This window comes from Pseudomonas sp. LBUM1672, from assembly GCF_059695655.1.
Window position 1 is genome coordinate 2,271,018 of sequence record NZ_CP166781.1, and the last position, 26,688, is coordinate 2,297,705.

The following is a 26,688-nucleotide window of genomic DNA, read 5'->3' on the forward strand; positions in this document are numbered from 1 at the left end:
AAGAGCTCCTGCATATTTTCCGTGATCGCTCGATGTGGAGTTACAAATGGCCGCCGCTCATTACCCGCACCTGTTGGCCCCGCTGGACCTGGGTTTCACCACGCTGCGCAACCGCACCCTGATGGGTTCGATGCACACCGGTCTGGAAGAGAAGCCCGGCGGTTTCGAACGCATGGCGGCGTACTTCGCCGAGCGTGCTCGCGGCGGTGTGGGCTTGATGGTCACCGGCGGCATTGGCCCGAACGATGAGGGCGGGGTGTATTCCGGCGCGGCCAAACTGACCACCGAAGAAGAAGCGCTCAAGCACCAGATCGTGACCCGTGCGGTGCACGAGGCGGACGGCAAGATATGCATGCAGATCCTCCACGCCGGCCGTTATGCCTACAGCCCGAAACAGGTCGCGCCGAGTGCCATTCAGGCGCCGATCAACCCGTTCAAGCCTAAAGAGCTGGACGAGGAAGGCATCGAGAAACAGATCAGCGACTTCGTCACCTGTTCGACCCTGGCGCAAAAAGCCGAGTACGACGGCGTCGAGATCATGGGTTCGGAAGGTTATTTCATTAACCAGTTCCTCGCGGCCCACACCAACCACCGCACTGACCGTTGGGGCGGCAGCTACGAAAACCGTATGCGCCTGCCGGTGGAAATCGTCCGCCGTGTACGTGAAGCGGTCGGCCCGAACTTCATCATTATCTTCCGCCTGTCGATGCTCGATCTGGTGGAAGGCGGCAGCAGCTGGGAAGAGATCGTGACCCTGGCCAAAGCCATCGAGCAGGCCGGTGCGACCATCATCAATACCGGCATCGGCTGGCACGAAGCGCGGATTCCGACCATCGCCACCAAGGTGCCGCGTGCAGCGTTCAGCAAGGTCACGGCCAAGCTGCGCGGTTCGGTGAACATTCCGCTGATCACCACCAACCGCATCAACACCCCGGAAGTGGCCGAGCAGATTCTGGCCGAAGGCGACGCCGACATGGTGTCCATGGCGCGGCCGTTCCTCGCCGACCCGGACTTCGTCAACAAGGCGGCCGCAGGCCGTGGCGATGAAATCAACACCTGCATCGGTTGCAACCAGGCGTGCCTGGACCACACCTTCGGCGGCAAGTTGACCAGCTGCCTGGTGAACCCGCGCGCTTGTCATGAAACCGAACTCAACTACCTGCCGGTGCAGCAGATCAAGAAAATCGCCGTGGTCGGAGCCGGTCCTGCGGGCCTGTCCGCTGCCACAGTGGCGGCGGAGCGTGGGCACTCGGTGACGCTGTTCGATTCGGCCAGTGAGATTGGCGGCCAGTTCAACATTGCCAAGCGTGTACCGGGCAAGGAAGAGTTTTTCGAAACCCTGCGCTATTTCAACCGCAAGTTGCAGACCACCAATGTCGAGGTGTGCCTGAACACCCGTGTCGATGTGGCGAAACTGGTGGAGGGCGGTTATGACGAAATCATCCTGGCCACCGGCATTGCCCCAAGAACCCCGGCGATTCCCGGCGTTGAGAACGCCAAGGTGCTGAGCTACCTCGACGTGATCCTGGAGCGTAAACCGGTGGGCAAGCGCGTCGCGGTGATTGGCGCAGGCGGTATCGGTTTCGACGTATCGGAATTCCTCGTTCACCAAGGCGTGGCCACCAGTCAGGACCGCGAGGCGTTCTGGAAAGAGTGGGGCATCGACACGCATCTGGAAGCGCGCGGCGGTGTCGCCGGCATCAAGGCTGAACCCCATGCACCGGCGCGGGAAGTGTTCCTGCTGCAACGCAAGAAATCCAAGGTCGGCGACGGTCTGGGCAAAACCACGGGCTGGATTCACCGGACCGGTCTGAAGAACAAGCAGGTGCAGATGCTCAACAGTGTCGAGTACCTGAAGATCGACGACGAAGGCCTGCACATCCGTATCGGCGAAACCGGTGAGCCGCAGGTGCTGCCGGTGGACAACATTGTGATCTGCGCCGGGCAGGATCCGCTGCGTGAATTGCAGGAGGGTTTGGTCGCAGCGGGGCAGAACGTGCATTTGATTGGTGGTGCGGACGTGGCAGCGGAGCTGGATGCCAAGCGCGCGATCAACCAGGGTTCGCGGTTGGCTGCCGAGTTGTAATCTGCAGGTTTAGCGTGCCAATGGCTTTCGTGGGCAAGCCTCGCTCCTACGGGAATCGTGTTTTTCTGTAGGAGCGAGGCTTGCCCGCGAAGGCATCCTCAAGGCTGCTAAGATGCCGGTTATTTACCGCAGAGCCGGCATCGATGCTTCTCCCTCCCAACGACTGGCTCCCCCAAGCCCCGCTCCAACCCCTTCACCTCGACTGGCTCACCGCAGCCGGAATCGAAGTCGCCATCCTGCGCCTCGACCAGATCGACCCACTGATCAGCGGCAACAAGTGGTTCAAACTCATCGAACACCTCAAAGCCACTGACCAAACTGGCGCCCAAGGCATCATCAGCCTCGGCGGTGCGCATTCCAATCATTTGCATGCACTGGCCGCCGCCGGCAAACGCTTCGGTTTCAAAACGGTCGGCCTGCTGCGCGGTCATCCGCAGGAAACGCCGACGATAAAGGACTTGCAAGCGTTCGGCATGCAGCTGCACTGGTTGGGTTATGGCGGTTATCGAGCACGGCACGAAGCGGGTTTCTGGCAGCCATGGCAGGCGCAATACCCCGATCTGCACCCGGTGCCTGAAGGTGGCGGTGGTCTGCGTGGGGCGCGTGGCTGCATGCAGTTGAAGGCGATGGTCCTTGAGCAACTGGGCAATTTGGGCTGGAGCGATTACGACGGTTGGTGGCTGGCCTGCGGAACTGGCACGACCCTGGCCGGCCTGGCGCTGGCCGAGGCGGGCGAACATCCGGTGTATGGCGCGCTCGCCGTGCCCGACGATCATGGTGTGGCACAGCAGGTTGAATCAATTGTCCGAGAGGCCGGTTTGCAGGAGCCGGATTACGAGTTGTTCGATGCCAGCCGTGGCGGCTTTGCCAAAGTCGATCCGCTGTTACTCGACTTCATCGACCAGACCGAGCAGGTCACGGGTATTTCGTTTGAACCGCTGTACACCGGCAAGGCATTGCTGATGCTCAAGCAGCACGTCGAGGCTGGAAAATTTGAAAAGGGCACGCGCCTGATCTTCATCCACACTGGCGGTTTGCAGGGCCGTCGGGGGTTCAGTTCAACACTGTAAAAGACACCGAATGCTTTTGTGGCGAGGGAGCTTGCTCCCGCTCGACTGCGAAGCAGGCGCAAAACTGTTGAACGCGCTGTGCCAGACGGGATGCGGGCGCAGGTATTGGGGCTGCTTCGCAACCCAGCGGGAGCAAGCTCCCTCGCCACAAGGTTGGTTACCGCTCACCCGCGCTTGGGCATCATCCGCAGCAGCGTGTTATCGCGCACCACATAATGGTGATAAATCCCCGCCGCCGCGTGCAGGCCGATCAGCCAGTAACCGATGGTGCCACCGAGCTCATGCCAGCCCTCGATTTGCTTGGCCAGTACTTTGTCCTCCGAGATCAGCAACGGCAAATCAAAGCCGTAAAACATCACCTGATGCCCCTTGGCACTGGTCACCAGCCAACCGAGGATCGGCATCGCGATCATGAATATGTACAACGCCCAGTGCATCAACCTGGCGAGCACCGTCTGCCACCGGGGCGAGGCCGGGAAGATTTGCGGCGCGGGGCCCAGGCTGCGGGCGAACAGCCGCAGCCAAACCAATACGAACACCGTCAAACCGAGCATGAAGTGCGATTCGGTGATCAGCGTCCGGCCACCGCTGCCTTTGGGGAAGAACCCGCGAAGCTCGATACAGGCGTAAACCAGCGCCAGCAGAACCAGCATCAACCAATGCAGCGTGATCGACACGGTGCTGTAGCGTGAGTCGGAGTTCTTCCACGGCATACGGTGTTCCTCACAGGTCGGCCACCGTTCTTGGTCGACGGTGTTCCTTAACTGTAAGCCTGATTCGACGGGTCTGCCTGATCCTGGTAAAGGTTCAACGTGCTGGTTCAGGCTACAGGCAGAAAAAAGCACCGCTATCCCTTGTAGGAGCGAGGCTTGCCCGCGAAGATGTCTGAACATTCAGCAGGGATCTCGGCTGGTAGGACGTCTTCGCGGGCAAGCCTCGCTCCTACAGGGAACGCGGTGCTTTTGGGTGGATCAGCTGCTTTGCGGCATCTCACCCTTGGCCAGGCGCTTGTTGATGTCAGCGATCACTTCCGGCAAGTCGGTGATGGTGTCGATCATGTAGTGCGGCCGCGAGCCTTCGAACATCCCGTGGATGCGTTTGCGTTCACTGTCGAGTTGCTCACTGCCGAGGGCGCGGAAGCCTTCGTAGTCCAGACCCAGCGCGTTGCCGGAGCAGATCAGCGCCACGGTCCACATGCCGGCGCGACGACCTTCGAGAATGCCCGGCACGGTGTCATCGATCTTCACGCAAGCCGCGACGTCGTCGATGCCCAGCGCAATCACGTTGGCCAGTGCCTGAGCCGGCCATGGGCGGCCGTTCGGCACTTCATCGGTGGCGACCACGTGGTCGGCCACGTAACCGTTGGTGGCGGCCAGTTCGACCACCTTGTCCATGACCTGTTTCGGGTAGCCGGAGCAGGAACCGATCTTGATCCCTTGCTGACGCAGGTTGGCGATGGTGTCGAGTGCACCCGGAATCAGCGCCGAGTGCTCTGCGATTTTCTCGATCTGCAGCGGCATGAAACGTTTGTAGATGGCGGTGACGTCATCGTCGGTCGGCGTGCGGCCGAACACGGCACGATAGCGCTCGGCGACTTCCGGCTGATCGCACAGGGTGCGGATGTGGTCCCACTTGCCCATGCCCATCGGCCCGCGGGCTTCTTCGATGGAAACCTGGACGTCGAATTCGGCGAAGGCTTCGACAAAAATCTGCGTCGGCGCGAAAGAGCCGAAGTCGACCACGGTGCCGGCCCAGTCGAGGATGGCGGCCTGGAGTTTGGTTGGGTTTGCGTAATTCATGTCTTAAATTCCTTTGTAGGAGCGAGGCTTGCCCGCGAAGAACGATAATTCGGTGTGCCTGAAGGACCGCGTCGTCTGCATTCGCGGGCAAGCCTCGCTCCTACAGGATCAGCGGTGTGTGCTCATTCAGATGTCGAGGACTTCCATCTCGCGCAGCACTTCGGCGACCGCCGCCACGGCCGCGTGCATCTCGGCCTGGTTGACGTGTCCGATGCAGCCGACGCGGAAGGTTTCGACCTGGGTCAATTTGCCGGGGTAGAGGATGAAACCCTTGGCCTTGACGCGTTCGTAGAATTCCTTGAACTGGTAGCGCGGGTCTTTCGGCGCGTGGAACGTGACGATGATCGGCGCCTGGATCTCAGCGGGCAGGAAGCTGCGCAAGCCGAGTTTGGCCATGTCATCGAGCAGCACCTGGCAATTGTTGGCGTAGCGCTGATGCCGCGCCGGCAAACCGCCTTCTTCGTTGTATTGCAGCAGGGCTTCGTGCAGCGCGGCGACCACGTGGGTCGGCGGTGTGAAGCGCCATTGGCCGGTCTTGGCCATGTAGGTGTGCTGGTCGTACAAATCCATCGCTAGGGAGTGAGAGTTGCCGGCTGCGTTGGCCAGCGCGTCTTTGCGAGCGAAGACAAAACCCATGCCCGGCACGCCTTCCAGGCATTTGCCCGAGGCGGCGATCAGCGCATCGAAGGGCACCTGTTGTGCGTCGACCGGCAAGGCGCCGAAGGAGCTCATGGCATCGATGATCAGGCGTTTGCCGTGTTGCGCGATGACGTGGGCGATTTCCGGCAGCGGGTTGAGGATGCCGGTGCTGGTTTCGCAGTGAATCAGCGCGACGTGGGTGATGCTGGCGTCGGCGTGCAGCAGACGGTCGACGTCGGCGGCGGTGGTCGGTTCGTCTTCGGCGGTTTCGAAGGTGCTGAACGGGCGACCAAGTACTTCGCAGATTTTTGCCAGGCGTTTGCCGTAGGCGCCGTTGATCAGCACCAGCACTTTGCCGTCGCGGGGCACCAGGGTGCCGATTGCCGCCTCGACGGCAAAGGTGCCGCTGCCTTGCAGGGGCACGCAGTGGTGGCTGTTGCCGCCGTTGATGATTGCCAGCAATTGTTCGCACAGGCTGGCGGTCAGTTGATTGAAGCGATCATCCCATGAACCCCAGTCGACCATCATCGCCTGACGGGTGCGGGCCGATGTGGTCAGTGGGCCGGGGGTGAGCAGGATTGGCTCGGCAGTGCTCATTCTTGTGTCCTCGCAAAAGCTCTCTGTGGGATGAAGCTACGGGACATAAATTGCAATTTCGGGTGCTATCAATCAAATTGTTTGTTGTTATGCTAGCCATCAGTGAGAGTTATCCATGAACCTGTTCCAGCTTCGAGCGTTCGACGCCGTGGCCCGCGAAGGCAGCTTCACCCGCGCGGCCGAGCGGCTGTTCATCAGCCAACCGGCGGTCACCGGACACATCAAGGCTCTGGAAGAGCATTACCAGATCACCTTGTTGCGCCGCACTGCGCGACGCGTGGAGCTGACGGAAGAGGGCACCAAACTGGCGGCGATCACTCGGGCGATGTTCGGCCTGGCCGAAGAAGCGCAAGTGCTGCTGGAGGCGAATCGGCAGTTGCTGACCGGGCGCCTTGAGGTGGCGGCGGACGGGCCGCACATGGTGATGCCGATGCTGGCCAGCCTGCGCGCGCGGTACCCGGGGATCACCGTGAACCTGCGCTTGGGCAATGCTCAGGAAACCTTGTCGGCGTTGTTGTCCGAGCACGCCGACGTGGCGGTGTTGACTGAAGTCGAGCCGCGCAAAGGCCTGCATCTGCAAGCGTTGAGCGAATCACGGATTTGCGCGCTGGTGCCTGACAGTCATCCCTGGGCCAAGGCGTCCAAGGGCGTGAAGCTCAAGGAGCTGGATCAGGTGATCATGGTGTTGCGCGAGCCGAGCTCGATTACCCGACGGACATTCGATGAGGCTTGCGCGATGGCGTCGGTCAATCCTCGGGTGCTGTTAGAGCTGGACAGCCGCGAGGCGGTGACCGAGGCCGTTGCGGCCGAGTTGGGGGTTGGCGTGGTGTCGTCGGTGGAGGTCAGTCACGACCCGCGGGTGGCGGCGGTGCCGATTCTTGGCGAGGGTCTGGTTAACCGGCACATGATCGGGTGCATGGAACGGCGGCGGGATTTGCGTTTGATTCGGGCGTTTTTTGAGTTGGCGCCTACCCGATAGACCGAGGCGCGGCCTTCGCGGGCAAGCCACGCTCCCACAGGGTTTTATGCTGGCCGCAGATCTTGTATACGACGCATAACCTGTGGGAGCGTGGCTTGCCCGCGAAGCGGCCAGACCTGCCTACACCAGACTCTCGCGCACCATCTCCAGAAACGTCGCCACCACCCGCCGCGAACTCTGCTCGCGCAAGCACACCAGCGTCTCTGTCAGGCGCCGTGTGCAATCGGTGATCGGCAACGCACACACCCGCGAATCCGCGCCAAACTCGGCGGCCGACACCACGCCAACCCCAATCCCCACGACCACCGCCTCACGCGCGGCTTCCCGACCTTCCACCTGGATCGCCGGGCGGATGGAAAACCCGGCCTGGGCCATTTCCTCTTCCAGTGTCTGGCGCGTCACCGAACCGATTTCCCGCAGTACCAGTGGTGTGTCGTGCAAATCCGCCAGGCAAATCGATTCGCGATCTGCCCACGGATGATTGCGCGAAACGAACGCCACCATCGGGTCGTTACGCAGCGGCAACGAGATCAGACGTTCGTCACTCACCTCCCGACCCAGCAACGCCAGGTCGGCCTGATAGTTGAACAGCCGAAACAGCGATTCATCGGTGTTGCCGGTTTCGATCTTCACGCTGATGCCGGGGTAGCGCTCGCAAAATCGAGCAATCTGCGGCAACACGTGCACTGGCGCATCCACCGCGAGAATCAGGGTGCCGGTTTGCAAGGCCCTGGAGTCGTGCAAGAGCTCCTGCGCCTCGGCCTCGATGACGAACAGCCGTTGGGTAATGGTCAACAAGCGCTCGCCCAGATCAGTGAGGCGCACCGAGCGTTTGTTGCGGTGGAACAGCAGCACACCGAAGCGCTCTTCGAGCTTGCGCACTTGGTCGGAGATCGCCGGTTGCGTGAGAAAAAGCCGCTCGGCGGCTTTGGTAAAGCTTCCGTGGACGGCCACGGCGTGGAAGGCTTTGAGCTGGGCGTGGGAAACCGACATCGGAACCTCCAGTAACAAGCTGAGCTTATATTGGAAATACGATAAATCGATTTCACTTATTAATCAGTAATTGTTTTTATCGACCTCAGCCCCGGTGACTGGTCAGTCGAACAGCATCGGCGGCCATGAGCCTGTGCGTGCAATTGCAGGCCTCATCTGACCGGTATCGCCAAAGGGAAGCCGCGGTATCGAAGTGCTCAACAATAAAAAAACAGGCGTTATTTCTCAATTTCTGCCGGCACACTCACACCCTGAGGTCAGAACCACAATGAACAAGCACATCGGCACTATCAAGCGTTGGCGCGTGCAGATCTTCGCGATCACCTGGCTCGCTTACGCCGCTTTCTACTTCACCCGCAAAGCTTTTTCCGTGGCAAAACTGGGGATCGCCGAAGACCCCAGCTTCATGCTCGACAAAATGGCCATGGCCAACCTCGACGCCATCTACCTGACCGCCTACGCCATCGGGCAATTCACTTGGGGCATTCTGGCCGACCGCTTCGGCCCAAGGGTCGTAGTGTTTGGCGGGTTGTTGATTTCAGCAGCGGCAGCCTTGGTGATGGGCAGTTTCGCGACGTTGCCAATCTTCGCTACCTGCATGCTGATTCAAGGGTTTGCCCAGTCCACCGGCTGGTCCGGGCTGTGCAAGAACCTCGGTAGCTTCTTTCCCTCTGAACAGCGCGGGCGGGTGCTGGGGTTGTGGAGTTCCTGCTACGCCTTTGGCGGTCTGGTGGCTTCGCCGTTTGCAGGCTGGTGGGCGTATACGCTGATCGGCACCTGGCATGCGGCGTTCTTTTCCAGTGCGGCGGTGGTTGGGCTGGTCGCCGTGCTGTTTTTTATTTTTCAGCGCAACAAACCCGAAGACGTTGGTTTGCCGGCGGTGGAACCGGAGCCGCAACTGACGGCGCAAGAGGCTGAAGCGCAAAGCAAGATCAGCATGCTGGAACCGTTAAAAGAAATTCTGCGCAACCGCACCGTGCTGGTTCTGGGCCTCGCGTACTTTCTGCTGAAACCGGCGCGCTACGCGATTCTGCTCTGGGGGCCGGTGATCGTCTTCGAGCAGATGCCCTCGGTGGGCAAGGTCGGCGCGGCGATCATTCCCACTGCGTTCGAACTGGCCGGGCTGCTGGGGCCGATCCTGCTCGGGCTGGCCTCAGACAAACTGTTCGGCGCCCGACGCATGCCGGCGTGTGTGCTCAGCCTGTTGGCGCTGACCGTGACCTTGACCTTGTTCATGGGCGCCCTGCATACCGGCAGCGTGATGCTGGTGGTGGCGCTGCTGTTCGTCATGGGCCTGACCCTGTACGGACCGGACTCGATGATCAGCGGCGCGGCCGCGATCGATTTCGGCACCGCCAAGGCGGGTGCCACAGCGGCCGGTTTCGTCAACGGTTGCGGCTCCGTCGGGGCGATTCTCGGCGGATTGCTGCCGGGCTACTTCGACTCGGTCACCGTGTTCATCGTCTTCGCCGGCTGCGCGTTGTTCTCCGCCCTGGTGCTGATCCCCCATTGGAACAGCCGTCCGGCTGGCCTGCTGATCAAAAGCGCTTTCGTGCCTAACCAGGCAATGACCGTAAAACCCCTGCGTACCTGAGGAAAAACCGATGAGACCTTTCTGGCTGGAACAGGCGCTGGAGGCTGAGTCCTGCGTGCCGTGTGAACCTTTGGCTCGTAATACCCGGGCTGACGTCTGCATCGTCGGCGGCGGCTACACCGGGCTGTGGACCGCGATCATGCTCAAAGAGCAGAACCCCGAGCTGGATGTGCTGCTGATCGAAGCGGACATCTGCGGAGCCGGCGCCAGCGGACGAAACGGCGGCTGTGCGCTGTCGTGGTCGGCCAAGTATTTCACCCTGGAAAGGTTGTTCGGGGTCGAGGAGGCGGTGCGGCTGGTCAAGGAATCCGAGCACAGCATTTATGCGATCGGCACCTTCTGCGAACAGTACGGCGTGGACGCCGATTACCGCCTCGATGGCACGCTCTACACCGCCACCAACCGCGCGCAATGCGGCTCGACCGATGCGGTGATCGCGGCGCTGGAGCGCAACGGCATCAACTCCTTTACGCAAAGGCCGGTTGCTGACGTGCAGCGCATGGCCGGCTCCAGCAAGCATCTGGAAGGCTGGTTCTCGCCGGCCGCCGCGAGTGTGCAGCCGGGCAAGCTGGTGCGCGGTTTGCGGCGGGTTGCCTTGCAGCTGGGCGTGAGGATTCATGAGAACACGGCGATGACCGGCCTGGAGGAGGGCCGGGCGGCGAGGATTCAAACCCCCAACGCCACCATCCACGCTGACCGGGTGGTGTTGGCCATGAACGCCTGGATGGCCCGCGCGTTCCCGCAATTCGAGCGCAGTGTGGCGATCGTTTCCAGCGACATGCTGATCACCGAGCCCCGGCCCGATCTGCTCAACGAAATCGGTTTGACCAGCGGCGTCACGGTGCTCGATTCGCGGATTTTCGTGCACTACTACCACAACACCCCGGACGGTCGGATCATGCTTGGTAAAGGTGGCAATACCTTTGCCTACGGCGGGCGAATGTTGCCGGTGTTCGATCAACCGTCACCCTATGCCGGTTTGTTGAAACACAGCCTGAGCGAGTTCTTCCCGGCGTTTGCCGAGGTCAAGGTCGATGCCACCTGGAATGGCCCCTCGGACCGCTCGGTGACCGGTTTGCCGTTCTTCGGCCAGATGAGTGCCAGCGGTAACGTGTTTTACGGTTTCGGTTATTCCGGCAGCGGCGTCGGCCCGTGCCATATGGGCGGGCAGATCCTCGCCTCGATGGTTCAGGGGCTGGACAATGCCTGGACTCGCTCGCCCTTGGTCAATGGCCCGTTGGGTTTCTTTCCGCCGGAACCGATTCGTTACCTCGGCTCATTGTTGGTGCGCAACGCCATCCGCCGCAAGGAGCGCGCCGAGGATCACGGACGCCGGCCACGGCATCTGGATGTGCGACTGGCCAAATTCGCGGCGGCTGCGGGCAAGGCTGACAAGGGCTGATCAATCCTGACGGTTGACCAGCCAATCGAGCAGAAGTCGGCCGTCACTGCGGGGCTGGCGAGCGAGTCGAGGCGCGGGCGGGTTGCTCGCCGCGACGCAAAGCACCGGGCGATCCGGGTCGCTGTCGAGAAAACTGATCAGCACCTCGGTGCCCGCGAGCGGCAGCCTCGACGGATCGATCCGACCGTCCGCCGCGGCTAGCGCCACGGGTAGCCACAGGCCGGTGGATTGATCGTCATCGGCCGGCGCTGTGGGCCACAACCGAACCTCAATCCGCCCCTGTGCATCCAGCACCGCCGGTTGACCGGCAGGGCCCAACACTCGCGCCGGTTGATAGCCCGGAATGCTCGGCCTGGCCTGTGTCAACGCGGGGCGGAACACCGTTGACCACGGGATGGCGCTGAATTGGTTGCTGTAACGCCGGGTTGTGTTGAATGTGTCCTCGGCGAGAATCGACGGCTGTTGGCCCTGATGCCGGATTTCGGTGAGCAGCCACTGATCGTTGAAGTTCGCGATGGGATGTTCCGATACTTGCACGATGCAGCCACTGCGCAATTCACTGTGGTTACTTTGCCCCTGTATCTGCCGATGTTGGCAGCGCAGACGTTCGAGTAAGCGACGACTCGATTGCTCACGCTCGAGCTGTTGCGGCGCAGGCGCCGCGGTCAGTGGGGGCGAGGCATGACGCTGGAACAACTCACTGATCACCGGCGCGTGGGTGCCTTGAGGTGATTCGTCGTAAAACGGCATCAACAGCGGTTCCTGGGGAAAGCTCAGGCTGTCATCCGCCAGCACCAGCACATGGCCGTCGCGCTGATGTTCGAAGTGATAGTGGATGCCTTCCTCTTCGCAGAGCCGTTGCAGGAAGGCCAGGTCGGTCTCGTCAAACTGAATGCAAAACGGTCGCACGGGATAACGCCCGTTCGGTAGTTCAAGACGGTAGCTGTGTTCGGGAATTGCGTTGTCGACGAGCAACTGGTGCAAGATGTCGGGCACGCCGAGTTGATGAAACACCCGACGGCAAGGGCGATGGTCCAGTTGTTGGAGCCAGGGCACCAGCACCAGTTCGTAGCCGACCCGGTGCGGGCCACGGTATTCGCGACTGGCGGTGTGCAAGATGCCGTGAATGCCGGTTTCATCCCCCAGGCTCAGGAACGCCGGTTGCTGCAGCAACTGCGTAAGGTTCATGGCCGGTGCCAGGCCGATCACTTCGATCTCGAAACGATAGGGCTGATTGAGACGTTCACGGCCACTGAACCGCAACACCTGCAGACTCAATCCACTGTCCAGGAGGGTCAGGGTGTAGGGACTTTCCTTGTCGTTGTGCATCGAACGCGCTTCTGCCATGGAATATGGGCGCAGAGGGTACGAAACCACGGCCCCTTATAGTCACCGCAAATCGACTTTTCAGAATCGCCCTACAAGCACTGGTGAATATGTCGATTGGTCACGCCGGTGGGCCAGGTGGAATTTTTGGTCGATTGCCAACTTTAGGCCGTATAAACTTGGCGCCATGCGTCGGCCAATAGATGTCTCGGCGCCACAGATCAAGAGAGTGAGTAATGGGCGCACAGTGGAAGGTTAAACACAAAGAAGCGGCATCTAACGCCAAGGGCAAGATCTTCGGCAAACTGGTGAAAGAAATCACCATAGCTGCCCGCAACGGTGCCGATACTGCCACCAACGCACACCTGCGCCTGGTGGTCGAGCAGGCCAAGAAAGCCTCGATGCCCAAGGAAACCCTGGATCGCGCGATCAAGAAAGGCGCGGGCCTGTTGGGCGAAACCGTGCAGTACCATCGCGTGACCTACGAAGGTTTCGCCCCGCATCAGGTACCACTGATCGTTGAGTGCGTGACCGACAACATCAACCGCACCGTCGCGGAAATCCGCGTGGCCTTCCGCAAGGGCCAATTGGGCGCGTCCGGTTCGGTGGCGTGGGATTTCAACCATGTGGGCATGATCGAAGCGTCCCCGGACAGCCCTGACGCCGATCCGGAAATGGCCGCGATCGAAGCTGGAGCCCAGGATTTCGAGCCAGGTGAAGAAGAGGGCACCACCCTGTTCCTGACCGAACCTGGTGACCTGGACGCCGTTCAGAAAGCGCTGCCTGAGCAAGGCTTTACCGTGTTGGCGGCCAAGCTGGGTTATCAGCCGAAAAACCCGGTGAGCGGTTTGAGCGACGAGCAGATGGCTGAAGTCGAGGCGTTCCTGGAAGGCCTCGATAACCATGATGATGTGCAGGATATGTTTGTTGGTTTGGCGGGTTAAGCCGAACTGTTTGTGATTCTATTGTGGCGAGGGAGCTTGCTCCCGCTCGGGTGCGCAGCAGCCGTCGTTTTTGGGACGGCTCCGCCGTCCAGCGGGAGCAAGCTCCCTCGCCACAGGTTTTGTATTTGCCTTTAGCTCAGTGGGAGGCAGCTAACTCCAGTCCTATCTCCCTGAACCCCGGCCGCGCCAACACCTGCGCCTGACAGCAGCGCTGCTGTAATTCCTCCAGCTGCACACGCCTTTCATCGCTCAACCCCGAATCGATCCGCGCCAGCAATTCCCCCAGCAACACCCCAAACGCCCGCACTTCAATGCGTTGCAGCGCACGGCTTTCAAGGCTGTCGGATGTCGCATGGAACGACGCCGCGCCAAAGTCCCCCAGCAAGCAATCCCCGTGCTCGTTCCACAAGATATTGTGGCCATAGAGATCGCCGTGGGTGATGCCTTGGCGGTGCAAATGCTCCGCCACCGAGGCGATGCCACGGGCTATGCGCAGCGCCACCTCAGCACTGAAACGGGTGTCATCGGCATAGACGTCACGGGTGCAGGACGCCAGGCTCGGCAGCCCGGCGAGATTGCGATAACTCGGATCAATCAGTTGCATCACCAGCCCGGCCTGCTGTTCGGGATGCCCGACGATGCGGCCTTCGACCCGGATCAGATTGGGGTGAATGCCGGCGGTGATGCAGGCGTTCATTTCGTGCAGCGGTGAACCATCGCTGGTCATTTCGCCTTTGTAGAGTTTGACCGCGACTTGAGTGGCCGGTTGGCCCGGTCGTTCCCACGTGGCCCGATGAATCACCCCCGAAGCGCCTTCGCCCAATTGTTGCTCCAGGCGCAGCCCGGACCACGGGATGCTCGCCGTGGCATTGAGGGCCGCCGCATCGGCTTCGGTTTCCAGCGGGTTCCCGGCGTAGGCCAGCCAGGTCAGGCTCGGCAGGGTCAGCAGCCACTCGGGCAGTTCGGTCAGCTGATTGGCAGCGATGCGGATCAGTTCGAGTTGATGGCAGTGGCTCAGGCTTTCGGGCAGGCGTTGCAAGCGGTTGCCGGCAAGCATGAGTTTTTGCAGGTGTGGGCGATGACCCAACTCGGCGGGCAATTCAAGCAGGCGGTTATCGGTCAGGATCAGCCAGCGCAGCAGCGGCGGCAGTGCAGCCGCAGGGACGGTTTCGATGGCATTGGCCTTGAAGCCGATCATCGTCAGCGCGGCGCATTGGCCGAGGCACGCGGGCAGTTCGGTGAACTGGTTGTCCGAGCAAAACAGCACGCGCAAACGGGTCAGGCGATGCAGGTCATCCGGCAGGCAGCTCAAGGCGTTGCCGCTGAGGTTGAGCACTTCCAGTGAGTCCGCCAGATCGAAGATTTCGCGTGGAAATTCGGTCAGGCCGCAAGCCAGGTCCAGACGGGTGATGCCTGTCAGTTGACCGGCGCGCAGTTGGGCGAGGGTATCCATGGGCGGGTTCGCTTTTGATCGAGGGAGGGCGCGGGGGCCTGGAAATGGGCGACATGATAGCGGCAAAGGCAGGTTGCCTGTGAGGCCGCCTTCGCGAGCAAGCCCGCGCCCACATGAGTCCGAGTCCACCCAGGCAACTCGGTCACCAGTGGGAGCGGGCTTGCTCGCGAAGAGGCCGAAACTGCGACACAAAAACTACGGCTCCCTGACCTCCATCAACTGCCCCAACCGACTCCGCGTACGCGCAAAGTCAATCGCATCGCCCCCCAGGCTTTCACGCAACGACTGCTCACCGACCAACGTCAGGTGCTTGTCCTGATCGTACAAAACGTCAATCAGATTGATGAAACGCTGTTGCGCCGCCATCGAGCACGCTGCCAGGTTGGGCAGCTGGTCGATGGTCCAGTCATCGAAACGCCGGCACAGGTCCAGGTAATCCATGACTGCCGTGGGGTGTTCGCACAGGTCGTCAAAGGTAAAACCGATGCTGCGGTCTTCGCAGCGTCGCGCTTGAAGATGCCGTGCGCCGACCGGCAGTTGCAGGGCCGGTGCGCCACGTTCCGGCAGTTTCAACGCCTGACGTTGCTCCACGGTGCCCGGCCAGACGTACCGTCCCTGGGTAAACACCTGATGCGCGTGTGTTTTCATCTGACTGCGGTAGTCATGGGGCCCGCCGACTTCCATGACCTGCATGCGCGCGTGGATCAAGTCGATCACCGGTTTGAACCGGGCGTGGTAGAGCGGGTTGGGCAACAAACCTTCCGGCGGATAATTGGAGGTCACCAGCAGCAGGATACCCCGTTGGAACAAAGCCTTGAACAGGCGCGTGATGAGCATCGCATCGCCGATGTCGTGGACGTGGAACTCGTCGAAACACAACACGCGGCAGTCGTTCAGCAACTCATCAAGGGTGACGGCCAGCGCATCGGGCTGATCACGGTGAGTGAACATGCCCTGGTGCAGCCGGGCAAAGAACTGATGAAAGTGCAGGCGCTGTTTTTCCGCGATCGGGATGGCCTGGAAAAACCCGTCGAGCAACCAGCTCTTGCCGCGACCGACCGCACCATGCAAGTAAAGGCCGGGGAGTGTTTTCGCCGATGCACCGAGCAGTGCCGTGGCGTGCTGCGCCATGCAGTCGATCACGCGCTGTTGGCTGTGGCTGAGGGTGTAGCCCTGGGCGTGAGCCTTGTGGCGGAAGTAGTCGTGGATCACTCGACCGGACGCACTGGCTGGCGCAGCCGACACCTTGCCGAACAAACGGCGAAGCGAGGGCCAGCGCGGTGCGAGTCGCGAACGGTTGGGCGGTCGAACAGCCACTGTGAGGTCACCCCGTAATCGTCAGGCAGGCTGCCCGAGCTGCGGCGGCGTAGTGTAACCAAAGGCTGAATTTGCCTGCCAGTGCTGTCGACCGATGACCCGATATCTCAACAGGATTCTTCGGGTTGTAGAGCTTTTTTAAGCCGTTATATCGGTGTTATTCCGCCAAATCCCGGTAGAAAACGCCTGTTGCAGAGGTGCAATGACGATCAGCGGCTGGCGAAATTCGGGTCCATTGCTACCCTGATGTCTAGTAGCCACCCCACACAAGGAAATGGGACCGTGAAAGGAATTAGGGTCGTGGCAATTATAGGTCTGGCGCTCAGCGCGCAAGTGTTTGCCGCCGAACTTCAGGTCGACGTGCGCATCGACGTGCAGCGTGGTTGCCAGGTGATTGGGCAGCAACACCGAGCAGGAATCGAGCAACTGGGCGTGCTCGACTTCGGCAGCACCGCGCGACTGGATGACCCGGCCGGACCGCTGGGCGCGGCGCTGATGAATGAGCGACTGCCACGGCTCGAATGCAACCCCGACACCCCTTATCAATTACGCGTCGACGGCGGCCTGCACGGTGGTGTCGGTGACGTGCGCTACATGGCCGGTTCCGCCGGCAGCAAACCCATCCCTTATCGGCTCTACCAGGACCCGGCGCGACTGATCCCGCTGGCGGTGAATGTCCCGGTGAGTGGTCGTGTACCGGATTCCGGTTCAGTGGATTTGCCCTTGTATGCCCGTATCGAACGGCTCGCGGAGATTCCCCGTGTCAGCCGCTATTCAGACGTGGTGAAAGTGACGGTCACCTGGTAACGAGGAGTGGGTTGGCGCCATGACAAACAGGCACTGGAGGGTGATCGCCACGAGCTTGCTGGTTCTGCTGGCCGAAGACGCGCAAGCCGCGGTCAGCGGGCAGATTCATGCGCGGCTGACCATTACCTCCGGATGTGAAGTCACCAATGGTGCCGAACCTGGCAGTGCGCCCAGCGATTTCGGCACGCTTGATTTTGGCCAGCAAGGCCCGACCTGGAATCGTCCGATCAACGCCAGCCTGGGCGATGACGGTAACGGCAGGCTGAACGTGGTCTGCAATCCGTCGGTCACCGGGTTCACCGTCACCATTGATGGCGGCGCCCATGGCGACGGTACGACTCGTCGCCTGAGCAACGGCAGCGAGACCATCCCTTATCAGTTGTTCCTCGATGCGTCCGGAAACCAGCGTTACAGCATCGGCCAGCAACACAATTTCGCTGTCACCAGCGGGGCCCGGATACCGATTCCGGTATTTGGCTCGGTGGTGGCGAATGCCCGAGCGCTACCGGCCGGTGTCTATACCGACACCCTGACGGTAACGCTGGATTGGTAACCCCGTAGAGGACGGACACCATGCACATGCTCGTATCAAGGATAGGTTTGTCATTGCTCGGCCTGACGCTGGTGTCCAGTGCCCATGCCGCGACCACGGTCACCGGCCAGATCACCTCCAGCCTGATCCTGACCAACAGTTGTCAGGTCAACGGTGCCGGTGGTTCCAGCGGCCTGAACTTCGGTGCTTTGAATTTCGGCACCGAAAACAGCCTGTTCACCACCGCCAATGCGCAAGTGCTGGGCGGCGGTGGCGGGGCGTTGTCGATCCTCTGTTCCAGCGGCACCACGCCGGCGGTGAAGGTCCGGGCGGGTGCCAATGACGGCCTGTCTGCCGGCGGAACCCGGGCGCTGGCAGATGGCAGTGGCAACTACGTGCCGTATGACCTGTACACCGACTCCGGGCATTCTCAGATTCTGGCCATCGACGGGGTGATCAATCTCGCGACCAGCACCGGTGTGGCGCAGACCGTGAACCTCTACGGTAAAGCCGTGGGCAAGGCCGGGCTACCGGCCGGTACTTACACCGACACCGTTGCCGTCGAACTGACGTTCTAGCGCGATGACCCAAAAGCACGGCTATGCGGCGCTGATCCTGCTGTGTGCTGGGAGCGTGCCGTTGCCGCTGGCGGCGGTGACCAGCCAGAGTTTTCAGGTCAGCGCTACGATCACCGCCGGGTGCCTGGTGGTGGGCGGCGTATCGAATTACGGCAGCCTCGACTTCGGCAGTCAGTCAGCCCTGGCCACCGACACGGTGCAGGTGGCGTTGAGCGCTGGTGTGCGTTTGCAATGCACGCCGGGGGTGACGATGAACATGAGTGTCGATGGTGGCCAGTACAACAACAGCGGGCGGCATATGCAGCTCACCACCGGCAGTAACCGTGTGGCGTATCAGCTGTTTCGCGATGCGGCGTTCAGCCAGAGCCTGGGGATTGGCCAGAGTGTTGCCGTGGCCTACAGCGATGCCAATAACATCAGCCTGCCGATTTATGGACGGGTGCAATTACCGGGCAATCAGCCTGGGGGGACGTACAGCGATGTGTTGCAGGTGCAGCTGTCGTGGTAACGCGTCGTTTTGAATAAGGAGCAGGCCTATGAGTTCACCTTCGCAGCGGCATTCAGTCATGCGTTGTGCGGTATTGGTGATGGTGTTGCTGGGGACGGTCGAGGTGCAAGCCGCCAGTTCGGTGCTGATCTGGCCGATCGACCCGGTGCTGGAGGCTGATCAACAGGCCAGTGCCTTGTGGCTGGAAAACCGCGGCAATGAGACCGCCAACCTGCAGATCCGGGTATTCGCCTGGAGCCAGAGCGGCTTCAACGATCAGTATCAGAATCAGCGCGATGTGATTGGCAGCCCACCGGTGGCGAAGATTGAACCGGGTCAGAAACAACTGGTGCGCCTGACCCGCACCCGGGAGATTCCACCGGGGCAGGAACTGGCTTACCGCATCATCATCGATGAAATTCCCTCGGCTAAAACCCCGGCTTCCGAAAACGGCAAGACCGCTGCGGCGATTCGTTTTCAGATGCGTTATTCCGTCCCGTTGTTCGCCTATGGCGCCGGGCTGTGGAGCAAGGAAGACACCACCCGCCAACGCGATCCCAAAGGCGTCGGCTTGCCCGATCTGAGCTGGCGTACGGTGGCGGTGGACGGTCGGCCCTATGTCGAAGTGCGCAATCAGGGCGCAGTGCATGCTCGGCTGACCGATGTGGCACTCAAGCAAGGCGGCCAGACCCAACCCCTGGTGGAAGGCCTGCTGGGTTACGTGCTGCCCGGCGCAATCATGCGCTGGCCGGCACCGGGACCGATGGCCGCCAATCCGGCGTTGCAGGTGCGGATCAATGGCGCGCCGCAGGTTCAAAGCATCACGCCCGCTCGTTGATCACATCCCTGTAGCAGCTGGCGAAGCCCGCGTTCGGCTGCGAAGCAGTCGCAAAACGGTCTCCGCGATTTACCTGAATAACCCCGGTGCCTGATCAAGCGACTGCTGCGCAGCCGAACGCAGCCTTCGGCAGCTGCTACAGGTCGTGTGTGCTGTGACAAGGAGGGATCTGTCCATAGACGGACCTAATGCGCGAATGAGCCAACGCCTGGCTCGCAGTTTCCAGCGGCCGTTGTGGGCATTGAGCTGCGCGTGCTGGTTGGTGTTCAACTCTCAGGCCCGGGCCGGTGATCTGCCGCCCCCGCCCAGCGGCATGGAGGCTGTGGCGGATGCACAGTTGTTTCTGGAATTGGTGGTCAATCAGATGAATACCGGACGAATCGTGGCGGTGGAGCAGCGGGGCGCAAGCTTCTTTCTACCGGCCAGTGCGTTGCGCGACAGCGGCATCAAATTGCCTGAAAACACCGACACCGAAGTCGACCTCGACAGCCTGCCGGGCCTGCACAGCGAGTACGACAGTGGTGCTCAACGGCTGCTGCTGGAGGTTCCGCCGGACTGGCTGCCGGAGCAGTTCGTCGGCAACCGCCAAGCCTATCCGCGAACGCCAGCGCTGAGCAGTTTCGGGGCCTTGCTCAACTACGACCTGTACCTCAACGACACCGATGACGCCGGCACCTACCTTGCGGCGTGGAACGAAGTAAGGCTGTTCGACAGCTGGGGCACGCTGTCCAACACCGGGCAATACCGCCGCACCTTGTCGGGGAATGCGGTCAGCACACTGAACAACGGTTACCTGCGCTACGACACCACCTGGCGTTACTCCGACGACGAGCGATTGCTCACTTATGAGGCCGGCGACCTGGTCAGCGGCGCCTTGCCCTGGAGCAGTTCGGTGCGCCTGGGCGGCGTGCAGGTCTCCCGCGACTTCGGCGTGCGCCCGGACCTGGTGACCTATCCGTTGCCGCAGTTTGCCGGGGAAGCGGCAGTGCCGTCCTCGGTGGACCTGTTCATCAATGGCTACAAATCCAGTAGCGCCGAACTGCAGCCCGGGCCTTACACACTGACCAATATCCCGTTCATCAACGGCGCCGGCGAAGCGGTCGTGGTGACGACGGATGCACTGGGCCGACAGGTCTCGACCACGGTGCCGTTCTACGTCACCAGCAGCTTGCTGCAAAAAGGCTTGAGTGATTATTCCGTGGCGGCGGGCACCTTGCGCCGGGACTACGGGATCCGCGATTTCAGCTACGGCCCCGGTGTTACGTCCGGCAGCCTGCGTTACGGCCTGAGCGATAACCTCACCCTGGAAAGCCATGCCGAAGCTTCGGATTCCCTGAGTCTCGGTGGCGTGGGCGGTAACCTGCGGCTGGGCAATTTCGGGGTGCTCAATACTGCGCTCAGCCAAAGCCGTTTCGACGGCAAAAGCGGTCAGCAACTGAGCCTCGGTTATCAGTACAGCAGCCAGCGCTACAGCTTCTCCTGGCAGCGTCTGCAACGTCGCGACCATTACGCCGACCTGACCGTGATCGACAGCCCTTACACCACCCTGAGCACACGCAGCGAACAAGCGACCCTGAGCCTCAACCTCGAGACCTGGGGCAGCCTCGGTGTCGGTTATTTCGACGTGCGTGCGGCGGATGATTCGCGCACCCGGCTGCTCAACATGACCTGGAGCAAACCCTTGTGGCGCAACAGTAGTTTCTACCTGTCGGCCAACCGCGAAATCGGTGACAGCAACTGGGCGGTGCAGGCGCAACTGGTGATCCCCTTCGATCTGCGCGGTAGCCTGGCCATCAGCAGCGAGCGCAGCAAGACCGGGCAAAACCAGCAGCGGGTCAACTACAGCCGTGCGGTGCCCACCGAAGGCGGGGTGGGTTTCAACCTCGGTTACGCCCAGGGCGACGGCCCGGATTATCGTCAGGCCGACCTGACCTGGCGCCTGCAATCGGTGCAGTTGCAGGCGGGTGTCTACGGCAACAGCGACGCTGAAACCCGTTGGGCCGATGCCAGCGGTTCGCTGGTCTGGATGGACCGTCAGGTGTTTGCGGCCAACCGGATCGACGATGCGTTCGTGGTGGTCAGCACCGAGGGTTTCGCCGACATTCCCGTGCGCTACGAAAACCAGCAGGTCGGCCAGACGGATCGCAACGGCCACTTGCTGGTGCCGTGGAGCAGCGCCTATTACCGTGGCAAATACGAGATCGATCCGCTGAATTTGCCGGCCAACGTGCGCAGCCCCAATGTCGAGCAGCGGATCGCGGTACGCCGGGGCAGCGGTTATCTGCTGGAGTTTCCACTCACCAAGGTGATTGCCGCGAGCATCGTGCTGGTGGATGCGCAGCAACAGGAGTTGCCCTTGGGCAGCAACGTTGTACACGAGCAGAGCGGCGTACAAACCGTGGTCGGTTGGGACGGTCTGGTGTACCTGGAAAACCTTCAGAAGCAAAACAGCTTGCAGGTGACCCTGGCGGATGGAAAGACCTGTCAGGTGCATTTCGCCGTGGACTTGAATCAGGATCAGATTCCGTTGATCGGTCCGTTGGTGTGCCAATGAAATGGCTGGTGTTTTTGGCACTGTGGCTGCCGGGTGGCGCCTGGGCGCTGTGCTCTGTGGTCAGCACCACAGCGGCGGGGTTCGGTTCCCAGAGTTCGATTGCGGTGCGCACCACGGCTCAAACCAGTTCCACCCCCAATGCGGGGTTGAGTTGCAGCGGTTCACTGCTGTCTTTGCTGACCAATAATGACCACTTCTACGCAACAGTCTCATCGACTCAATCCGGCTTGCTCGGGCCGACCGGGGACGTCATCGGCTACACGTTGTACGCCGACAACAGCACCAGCTATCCGATCAACCGGGCCGTGGCATTCGATTTCGCCCGCAATGGCATCATCGACGCCCTCGGCCTGCTGGGCAGTGTGATACCGAAAACCGCGCCCGTTTATTTGCGCACGACCATCGGCAGCAATGTGGCAGCGGGCGTCTACAGCGAAACCCTGAGTATTTTCTGGAACTGGAATTATTGCGCGGGCGTCGGTGCCGGCAGCATCTGCCTGGGGCGCGACATCGGCAGTGGCACTGCGACGTTAACCGTTAACATGACCGTGGCCAACGACTGCACCATCACCGCGCCGAACATCAGTTTCGGCAGTGCGCCGGTGGTCAGCGCCTTCACCGCCGTCACCGGCCAGACCATCAACCTGGCCTGCACCAAGGGCAGCGCGTACACCGTGGGGCTGGACGACGGCCAGCATGCGGCCGGTATCGGCGGGCGTCGACAGATGATCTCCGGGGCCAATTACCTGGCCTACGACATCTTCAAGAGCGCCGGCACCACCCGCTGGGGCAATGTCGGCAGTGCGCGCCGGGCCAGTTCCGATGCGGAGGTCAACCCAGGCAATGGCTTGGGCACGGGCAGCCAGGTGTTTAACTACAACGCAAAAATCTACACGGACCAGATCACACCGCCGGCCGGGACCTATCTGGACAGCGTGATCCTTGATGTCGGGTTCTAACCAAGCACTCCCACCTGTAGCAGCTGCCGAGCAGCGCGAGGCAGCGTTCGGCTGCGAAGCAGTCGTAAACCCGGGTTACGCGGTTTTCCTGAAAGAACCGGTTGCCTGATTTTACGACTGCTTTGCAGCCGAACGCTGCCTCGCGCTGCTCGGCAGCTGCTACAGGGGTAGCATTCCAGTCGAACAGTAGTGTCAGTGACTACCGCTCAATGCTGCGATTCCACCGCGCATTCCACGCCGGGCGCTGTTCGTTGACCTGATCCCAATCAATCGCAATCGCGGTGGTCAGGTACTGCTTCATCGCCTCGACCTGGCCGCGGGTCTTGTCGGTGGTCGGCGTGTTCGGGTTGGACGGGATCTGGTCGCCATCTTCCAGCGCCGCGGCCTGGGCTTCAGGGGTCAGCAAAAACGCAGCGAGTTTCTGCGCCAGTTCCGGTTGGGTGTTGTTGGCGATGGCGCACTCAGCCACGTTGAGCACCACGGAGCCTTCCTTGGGCTGCGCATATTCCACCGGCATGCCCTTGAGTTTCAGCGCGGTGACCTGGGTCGGGGTCAGCGGGAACAGCGCCGCTTCGTCGGTCTGGAGCATTTCGGAAATCTTCGCCGAACTTGGAATGTACTCCAGCACGTTGCGCCCGACGGTATTCGGCCAAGCCTTGAAGCCCGGTTCGACGTCGGTTTCGCTGCCGCCCTGAATCCGGTTGAACATCAGGAAACCGTGCAGGCCGAAGGTCGAGGAGGCCATCGACTGGAACACCAGTTTGTCCTTGAAGCGCGGGTCGGCCATGTCCATCCACGAGGTCGGCGCAGCCCAGCCTTTCTCCTTGAACAGGCGCGTGTTGTACGCCAGCCCGGTCACGCCGAGGCTGACCGCCACTGCTTGATCCTTGATGCGACCCTTGGCCGGAATCTGCGCCAGCGGTGCGCTGTCTTCGAGCTTGTCGCACAAGCCCATGGCGATGGCGCGGTACATGATGCCGTCGTCGAGGAACATCACGTGCATCTGCGGGTTGCCTTTGCTGGCCTGGACCTTGGCCAGGATATCGGCGGAAGTCCCCGGCACGATCACCACTTTGACGTTGTTCGCCTTCTCGAACACCGGCAGCACCTTGTCGGCATAGAGCCGCTCCATGGTCCCGCCGTTCATGCCGAGATAAAGCGTGGGTTCGGCCTGGGCCTGGGTGACTGTGAACAGGGCAGTCAGACAGGAGAAACCGAGCAGTGCAGTGCGTTTGACGTTATTCATTGGCGCGACCTTCCTCTATCAAGCAACGGAGATGGAGTGAAACCGGGTGATGGAAAACGCATCCAGTGGCGTCTTGGAGGCGCCGCTGCAGATGATCTCGGTGAGCGCCAGGCCCACCGCCGGACCGATCTGGAAACCCGCGCCGGCAAAGCCGAAAGCGTGCAACAGACCGGGCCGGGTGCTGCTATGCCCGATCACCGGTTGGCGATCAGGCAGATAACCTTCGGTGCCGCTCCAGGTACGAATCGCCTGGGCACCTTCAAGAAACGGGTAGAGCTCGACGGCCTGGCGCAAGATCTCGATCACGGCGTGCTGGCCGGGGCGGGCGCGCGCGTCATCGAGGGCAAAACCCTGGCCGCCGCCGAGCACGCAATTGCCGCGCGCCACCTGGCGGGCGTAGATGCCGCCACCCTCGACGCCGGTGCTGGCATTCATCACCAGCGGCAATGGCTCGGTGACCAGCATCGCCGGGTGGCCGGCGTGCATGGGCACCGCTTCGCCAAACTGTGCGGCCAGGTGTCCGGCCCAGGCCCCGGCGCAGTTCAGCAACCAGGGCGCGTGCAATTCGAGGCCGGTTTGAGTGCTGATACGAAAGCGCTGACCGTCATGTTCCACCGCCGTTACGGCGCATTGTTCATGGACTTGCGCGCCGTGCCGACGAGCCGTTTGCGCGAAGGCGGGGGACACCAGTCGCGGGTTGGCGTGGCCGTCGTCCGGGCAAAACGATGCGCCCACTGCGACGTCGCCGACCCACGGAAAACGCGCGCGCAATTCGCGTCGGTCGAGCACCTGCAAATCGAGACCGAAGCCCTGGCTACTGACGGCATAGTGCTGCAAGGCATGCAGATCGCTGAGGCTGCGGGCCAGTTTCAAGTGACCGCTGCGCTGGTATTCGCCGTCGATGCCGATCAGTTGCGGCAACTGTCCCCATAGCTCGTGGGCCCGTTGCGACAATGGCAACTGCGACAGCGGACGGCCCTGTCGTCGCACGCCGCCGTAGTTCACGCCGCTGGAATGCGAGCCGCAAAAGTCGCGCTCCAGCAGCGCGACACGACGGCCGGCCTTGCTCAGAAACAGTGCGGCCGAGGCCCCGACAATGCCGCCGCCAATGATCACCGCATCGACTTCGATCATGGCTCGACCTCCAGGCCAAACGGCAGCGGTTTGATCGGCGCCTGCGCCCGTAATCGACCGATTTCCGACACCGGGCGCCGGCTTTCGCAGGCAATGATTTCCGCCGCTGCGGCACCGCACATCCGCCCCTGGCAGCGACCCATGCCAATGCGGCAATGCGCCTTGACCCGATTGATCTCCCAGTGACCTTCACGCACCACCTGGCGGATCTCGCCGGCGCGCACTTCTTCGCAGCGGCAGACGACCACCTCATCGGCGGTTTCGTTGGCCCAGTGCTCGGGAAAGGCGAAGGCGCGCTCCAGTCCGTGGCGGAATTCGCCGATGCGTTGCAGGGAGCGTTCAAGGTTGTCGGGACGTTGCGGTGGAATCAGGTAGCCGATGTCTTCGAGCAATGCCAGGGCTGCCCGTTCACCCGCCATTTCAGCGGCATCGGCGCCCATGATGCCGGCGCCATCACCAGCCAGATAAACCTCGGCGACACTGCTGCGGCCGGCGTGGTCGCGCTGCGGCAACCAGGCGCGGTTGAGTGGGTTCCAGGCGAATGCGCAACCCAGCAAATCGGCGAGTTGGGTTTCACTGCGCAGGCCATGGGCGAAGGCGACGGCGTCACAATCGATCTGCTGTTCACCTTTGGCGTTGGACCAGTCCAGCGAGTGCACGCGTTGTTCGCCATTGATGCGTTTCAGGGTTGCGCCCTGATGCACCGGGATGCCGTGGGCGGTCAGCCAGCTGCGGTAATAGATGCCTTTGGCCAGCGTCGATGGTTGCGACAGCAGGCCGGGCAGGGCGCGGGCCTGAGCGCTGAAAGGGGAGCTGTCGAGCACCGCCACCACCTTCGCGCCGGCCTTGGCGTATTGATACGCCACCAGGTACAGCAACGGGCCGCTGCCGGCGAACACCACGCGTTCACCGATGGCGCAGCCCTGGAATTTGAGCGCGATCTGCGCGGCGCCGAGGCTGTAGACACCCGGCAACGTCCAGCCCGACACCGGCAGAATCCGGTCGGTGGCACCGGTGGCGACGATCACGCGGGAGAATTCCAGTCGTGCGGCACGGCCCACATGCAAGGTGTCCAGCGCACCGTCTTCGGCGTTCCAGACTAGCGTCTCGGGGCGGTAGTCGAGGTGTTCGCGCAGCGCGTCGATCGTCTGATGCAACGCACTGGCCTTACTCGCCTCGAAGCCATACAGCTTGACCGCCGAGCGCTTGAAATTCTCCGGCTGGCGCCGATAAATCTGCCCGCCACCGCGCGCCGCTTCGTCCAACAGAACCGGACGAACCCCATGCGCCACCAACGTCTGCGCCGCCCGAATCCCCGCCGGCCCGGCACCGACAATGACCACAGGCTTCATAC

The 26,688-nt window shown here is 61.7% G+C and carries 23 protein-coding genes; 13 read left to right on the forward strand and 10 right to left on the reverse strand.

The genetic code is table 11. From position 1 onward, the window contains the following. The first annotated feature begins 46 nt into the window (after positions 1 to 46). Positions 47 to 2,086 carry an oxidoreductase gene (locus tag ACA053_RS10365; protein ID WP_497317008.1) on the forward strand — a complete coding sequence of 680 codons (2,040 nt, stop codon included), beginning with the start codon at positions 47 to 49 and terminating at the stop codon, positions 2,084 to 2,086. A gap of 143 nt (positions 2,087 to 2,229) precedes the next feature. After that, a complete protein-coding gene (locus ACA053_RS10370) occupies positions 2,230 to 3,156 on the forward strand; it encodes a 1-aminocyclopropane-1-carboxylate deaminase/D-cysteine desulfhydrase (RefSeq protein ID WP_497395315.1) in 927 nt (308 codons plus the stop codon). A gap of 164 nt (positions 3,157 to 3,320) precedes the next feature. Here the strand turns inward: ACA053_RS10370 and ACA053_RS10375 are convergent, their stop codons facing one another. The 3 genes from ACA053_RS10375 to ACA053_RS10385 form a co-directional block, all read right to left on the reverse strand. Next, positions 3,321 to 3,869, reverse strand: coding sequence for a cytochrome b (locus tag ACA053_RS10375; RefSeq protein ID WP_109629289.1), 549 nt, complete (start codon positions 3,867 to 3,869; stop codon positions 3,321 to 3,323). 258 nt (positions 3,870 to 4,127) lie between these two features. Beyond that, positions 4,128 to 4,955 carry a phosphonoacetaldehyde hydrolase gene (phnX, locus tag ACA053_RS10380; protein WP_497395317.1) on the reverse strand — a complete coding sequence of 276 codons (828 nt, stop codon included), beginning with the start codon at positions 4,953 to 4,955 and terminating at the stop codon, positions 4,128 to 4,130. Between the two features lie 126 nt (positions 4,956 to 5,081). Next, positions 5,082 to 6,191 carry a 2-aminoethylphosphonate--pyruvate transaminase gene (locus ACA053_RS10385; RefSeq protein WP_497395319.1) on the reverse strand — a complete coding sequence of 370 codons (1,110 nt, stop codon included), beginning with the start codon at positions 6,189 to 6,191 and terminating at the stop codon, positions 5,082 to 5,084. A gap of 115 nt (positions 6,192 to 6,306) precedes the next feature. Here ACA053_RS10385 and ACA053_RS10390 point away from each other — a divergent pair, with 115 nt between their 5' ends. Further along, positions 6,307 to 7,170 (forward strand): LysR substrate-binding domain-containing protein, encoded by an 864-nt coding sequence (locus ACA053_RS10390; protein WP_497317014.1) that lies wholly within the window; start codon positions 6,307 to 6,309, stop codon positions 7,168 to 7,170. A gap of 120 nt (positions 7,171 to 7,290) precedes the next feature. On the opposite strand, the gene ACA053_RS10395 is transcribed toward ACA053_RS10390, so the two are convergent. Then, positions 7,291 to 8,163, reverse strand: coding sequence for a LysR family transcriptional regulator (locus tag ACA053_RS10395; protein WP_109629296.1), 873 nt, complete (start codon positions 8,161 to 8,163; stop codon positions 7,291 to 7,293). A gap of 268 nt (positions 8,164 to 8,431) precedes the next feature. On the opposite strand from ACA053_RS10395, the gene ACA053_RS10400 reads away from it, so the two are divergent. Then, positions 8,432 to 9,757: an MFS transporter gene (locus ACA053_RS10400; protein WP_497395321.1), complete on the forward strand. Its 1,326-nt coding sequence runs from the start codon at positions 8,432 to 8,434 to the stop codon at positions 9,755 to 9,757. Between the two features lie 10 nt (positions 9,758 to 9,767). Beyond that, positions 9,768 to 11,159, forward strand: a complete 1,392-nt coding sequence (locus ACA053_RS10405) for an FAD-dependent oxidoreductase (RefSeq protein ID WP_497395323.1) — start codon at positions 9,768 to 9,770, stop codon at positions 11,157 to 11,159. On the opposite strand, the gene ACA053_RS10410 is transcribed toward ACA053_RS10405, so the two are convergent. Continuing rightward, on the reverse strand, positions 11,160 to 12,488 hold the full coding sequence (locus tag ACA053_RS10410; RefSeq protein WP_497395325.1) for a type VI secretion system Vgr family protein: 1,329 nt from the start codon (positions 12,486 to 12,488) through the stop codon (positions 11,160 to 11,162). A 233-nt stretch (positions 12,489 to 12,721) separates the two neighbouring features. Here ACA053_RS10410 and ACA053_RS10415 point away from each other — a divergent pair, with 233 nt between their 5' ends. Further along, positions 12,722 to 13,429: a YebC/PmpR family DNA-binding transcriptional regulator gene (locus ACA053_RS10415; protein ID WP_109629301.1), complete on the forward strand. Its 708-nt coding sequence runs from the start codon at positions 12,722 to 12,724 to the stop codon at positions 13,427 to 13,429. Positions 13,430 to 13,565: 136 nt separating this feature from the next. Here ACA053_RS10415 and ACA053_RS10420 read toward each other — a convergent pair whose 3' ends face one another. Beyond that, positions 13,566 to 14,882 carry a leucine-rich repeat-containing protein kinase family protein gene (locus ACA053_RS10420; protein WP_497395327.1) on the reverse strand — a complete coding sequence of 439 codons (1,317 nt, stop codon included), beginning with the start codon at positions 14,880 to 14,882 and terminating at the stop codon, positions 13,566 to 13,568. A gap of 195 nt (positions 14,883 to 15,077) precedes the next feature. Beyond that, entirely contained in the window at positions 15,078 to 16,199 is a 1,122-nt protein-coding gene (zapE, locus tag ACA053_RS10425; RefSeq protein WP_497395329.1) for a cell division protein ZapE, read from the reverse strand. A 246-nt stretch (positions 16,200 to 16,445) separates the two neighbouring features. On the opposite strand from zapE, the gene ACA053_RS10430 reads away from it, so the two are divergent. The 7 genes from ACA053_RS10430 to ACA053_RS10460 all read left to right on the forward strand — a co-directional run bounded on the left by ACA053_RS10430 (position 16,446) and on the right by ACA053_RS10460 (position 22,954). Next, positions 16,446 to 17,006, forward strand: coding sequence for a Csu type fimbrial protein (locus tag ACA053_RS10430; RefSeq protein ID WP_497317024.1), 561 nt, complete (start codon positions 16,446 to 16,448; stop codon positions 17,004 to 17,006). Between the two features lie 19 nt (positions 17,007 to 17,025). Continuing rightward, on the forward strand, positions 17,026 to 17,559 hold the full coding sequence (locus ACA053_RS10435) for a Csu type fimbrial protein (protein ID WP_497317026.1): 534 nt from the start codon (positions 17,026 to 17,028) through the stop codon (positions 17,557 to 17,559). A gap of 20 nt (positions 17,560 to 17,579) precedes the next feature. Continuing rightward, a complete protein-coding gene (locus ACA053_RS10440; RefSeq protein WP_109629307.1) occupies positions 17,580 to 18,116 on the forward strand; it encodes a Csu type fimbrial protein in 537 nt (178 codons plus the stop codon). A gap of 4 nt (positions 18,117 to 18,120) precedes the next feature. Continuing rightward, positions 18,121 to 18,624 (forward strand): Csu type fimbrial protein, encoded by a 504-nt coding sequence (locus tag ACA053_RS10445; protein WP_497395331.1) that lies wholly within the window; start codon positions 18,121 to 18,123, stop codon positions 18,622 to 18,624. Positions 18,625 to 18,652: 28 nt separating this feature from the next. After that, the gene (locus ACA053_RS10450) at positions 18,653 to 19,441 is read left to right on the forward strand and encodes a fimbrial biogenesis chaperone (protein WP_497317030.1); all 789 of its coding nucleotides are present in this window, start codon (positions 18,653 to 18,655) and stop codon (positions 19,439 to 19,441) included. Positions 19,442 to 19,637: 196 nt separating this feature from the next. Continuing rightward, positions 19,638 to 21,995, forward strand: a complete 2,358-nt coding sequence (locus ACA053_RS10455; protein ID WP_497395333.1) for a fimbria/pilus outer membrane usher protein — start codon at positions 19,638 to 19,640, stop codon at positions 21,993 to 21,995. Further along, positions 21,992 to 22,954 carry a Csu type fimbrial protein gene (locus tag ACA053_RS10460; RefSeq protein WP_497395335.1) on the forward strand — a complete coding sequence of 321 codons (963 nt, stop codon included), beginning with the start codon at positions 21,992 to 21,994 and terminating at the stop codon, positions 22,952 to 22,954. The genes ACA053_RS10455 and ACA053_RS10460 overlap by 4 nt, the downstream gene beginning before the upstream one ends. A gap of 199 nt (positions 22,955 to 23,153) precedes the next feature. On the opposite strand, the gene ACA053_RS10465 is transcribed toward ACA053_RS10460, so the two are convergent. Genes ACA053_RS10465 through ACA053_RS10475 form a run of 3 tightly spaced genes read right to left on the reverse strand, consistent with a single transcriptional unit; the run spans position 23,154 to position 26,686 of the window. After that, the gene (locus ACA053_RS10465; RefSeq protein WP_497317036.1) at positions 23,154 to 24,200 is read right to left on the reverse strand and encodes an ABC transporter substrate-binding protein; all 1,047 of its coding nucleotides are present in this window, start codon (positions 24,198 to 24,200) and stop codon (positions 23,154 to 23,156) included. Between the two features lie 18 nt (positions 24,201 to 24,218). Beyond that, the gene (locus ACA053_RS10470) at positions 24,219 to 25,334 is read right to left on the reverse strand and encodes an NAD(P)/FAD-dependent oxidoreductase (RefSeq protein ID WP_497395337.1); all 1,116 of its coding nucleotides are present in this window, start codon (positions 25,332 to 25,334) and stop codon (positions 24,219 to 24,221) included. Next, on the reverse strand, positions 25,331 to 26,686 hold the full coding sequence (locus ACA053_RS10475) for an FAD/NAD(P)-dependent oxidoreductase (RefSeq protein ID WP_497395339.1): 1,356 nt from the start codon (positions 26,684 to 26,686) through the stop codon (positions 25,331 to 25,333). The genes ACA053_RS10470 and ACA053_RS10475 overlap by 4 nt, the downstream gene beginning before the upstream one ends. Positions 26,687 to 26,688 lie beyond the last annotated feature (2 nt).

Excerpts from the sequence above, each read along its gene's own strand:
- ACA053_RS10370 (WP_497395315.1), top strand. The coding sequence starts at position 2,230 with ATGCTTCTCCCTCCCAACGACTGGCTCCCCCAAGCCCCGCTCCAACCC.
- ACA053_RS10460 (WP_497395335.1), top strand. The coding sequence starts at position 21,992 with ATGAAATGGCTGGTGTTTTTGGCACTGTGGCTGCCGGGTGGCGCCTGG.
- ACA053_RS10430 (WP_497317024.1), top strand. The coding sequence starts at position 16,446 with ATGTCTAGTAGCCACCCCACACAAGGAAATGGGACCGTGAAAGGAATT.
- ACA053_RS10390 (WP_497317014.1), top strand. The coding sequence starts at position 6,307 with ATGAACCTGTTCCAGCTTCGAGCGTTCGACGCCGTGGCCCGCGAAGGC.
- ACA053_RS10465 (WP_497317036.1), bottom strand. The coding sequence starts at position 24,200 with ATGAATAACGTCAAACGCACTGCACTGCTCGGTTTCTCCTGTCTGACT.
- ACA053_RS10455 (WP_497395333.1), top strand. The coding sequence starts at position 19,638 with ATGAGCCAACGCCTGGCTCGCAGTTTCCAGCGGCCGTTGTGGGCATTG.
- ACA053_RS10410 (WP_497395325.1), bottom strand. The coding sequence starts at position 12,488 with ATGCACAACGACAAGGAAAGTCCCTACACCCTGACCCTCCTGGACAGT.
- ACA053_RS10400 (WP_497395321.1), top strand. The coding sequence starts at position 8,432 with ATGAACAAGCACATCGGCACTATCAAGCGTTGGCGCGTGCAGATCTTC.
- ACA053_RS10420 (WP_497395327.1), bottom strand. The coding sequence starts at position 14,882 with ATGGATACCCTCGCCCAACTGCGCGCCGGTCAACTGACAGGCATCACC.
- ACA053_RS10440 (WP_109629307.1), top strand. The coding sequence starts at position 17,580 with ATGCACATGCTCGTATCAAGGATAGGTTTGTCATTGCTCGGCCTGACG.
- ACA053_RS10415 (WP_109629301.1), top strand. The coding sequence starts at position 12,722 with ATGGGCGCACAGTGGAAGGTTAAACACAAAGAAGCGGCATCTAACGCC.
- phnX (WP_497395317.1), bottom strand. The coding sequence starts at position 4,955 with ATGAATTACGCAAACCCAACCAAACTCCAGGCCGCCATCCTCGACTGG.
- ACA053_RS10435 (WP_497317026.1), top strand. The coding sequence starts at position 17,026 with ATGACAAACAGGCACTGGAGGGTGATCGCCACGAGCTTGCTGGTTCTG.
- ACA053_RS10475 (WP_497395339.1), bottom strand. The coding sequence starts at position 26,686 with ATGAAGCCTGTGGTCATTGTCGGTGCCGGGCCGGCGGGGATTCGGGCG.
- ACA053_RS10395 (WP_109629296.1), bottom strand. The coding sequence starts at position 8,163 with ATGTCGGTTTCCCACGCCCAGCTCAAAGCCTTCCACGCCGTGGCCGTC.
- ACA053_RS10405 (WP_497395323.1), top strand. The coding sequence starts at position 9,768 with ATGAGACCTTTCTGGCTGGAACAGGCGCTGGAGGCTGAGTCCTGCGTG.
- ACA053_RS10445 (WP_497395331.1), top strand. The coding sequence starts at position 18,121 with ATGACCCAAAAGCACGGCTATGCGGCGCTGATCCTGCTGTGTGCTGGG.
- ACA053_RS10450 (WP_497317030.1), top strand. The coding sequence starts at position 18,653 with ATGAGTTCACCTTCGCAGCGGCATTCAGTCATGCGTTGTGCGGTATTG.
- ACA053_RS10375 (WP_109629289.1), bottom strand. The coding sequence starts at position 3,869 with ATGCCGTGGAAGAACTCCGACTCACGCTACAGCACCGTGTCGATCACG.
- ACA053_RS10470 (WP_497395337.1), bottom strand. The coding sequence starts at position 25,334 with ATGATCGAAGTCGATGCGGTGATCATTGGCGGCGGCATTGTCGGGGCC.
- ACA053_RS10385 (WP_497395319.1), bottom strand. The coding sequence starts at position 6,191 with ATGAGCACTGCCGAGCCAATCCTGCTCACCCCCGGCCCACTGACCACA.
- ACA053_RS10365 (WP_497317008.1), top strand. The coding sequence starts at position 47 with ATGGCCGCCGCTCATTACCCGCACCTGTTGGCCCCGCTGGACCTGGGT.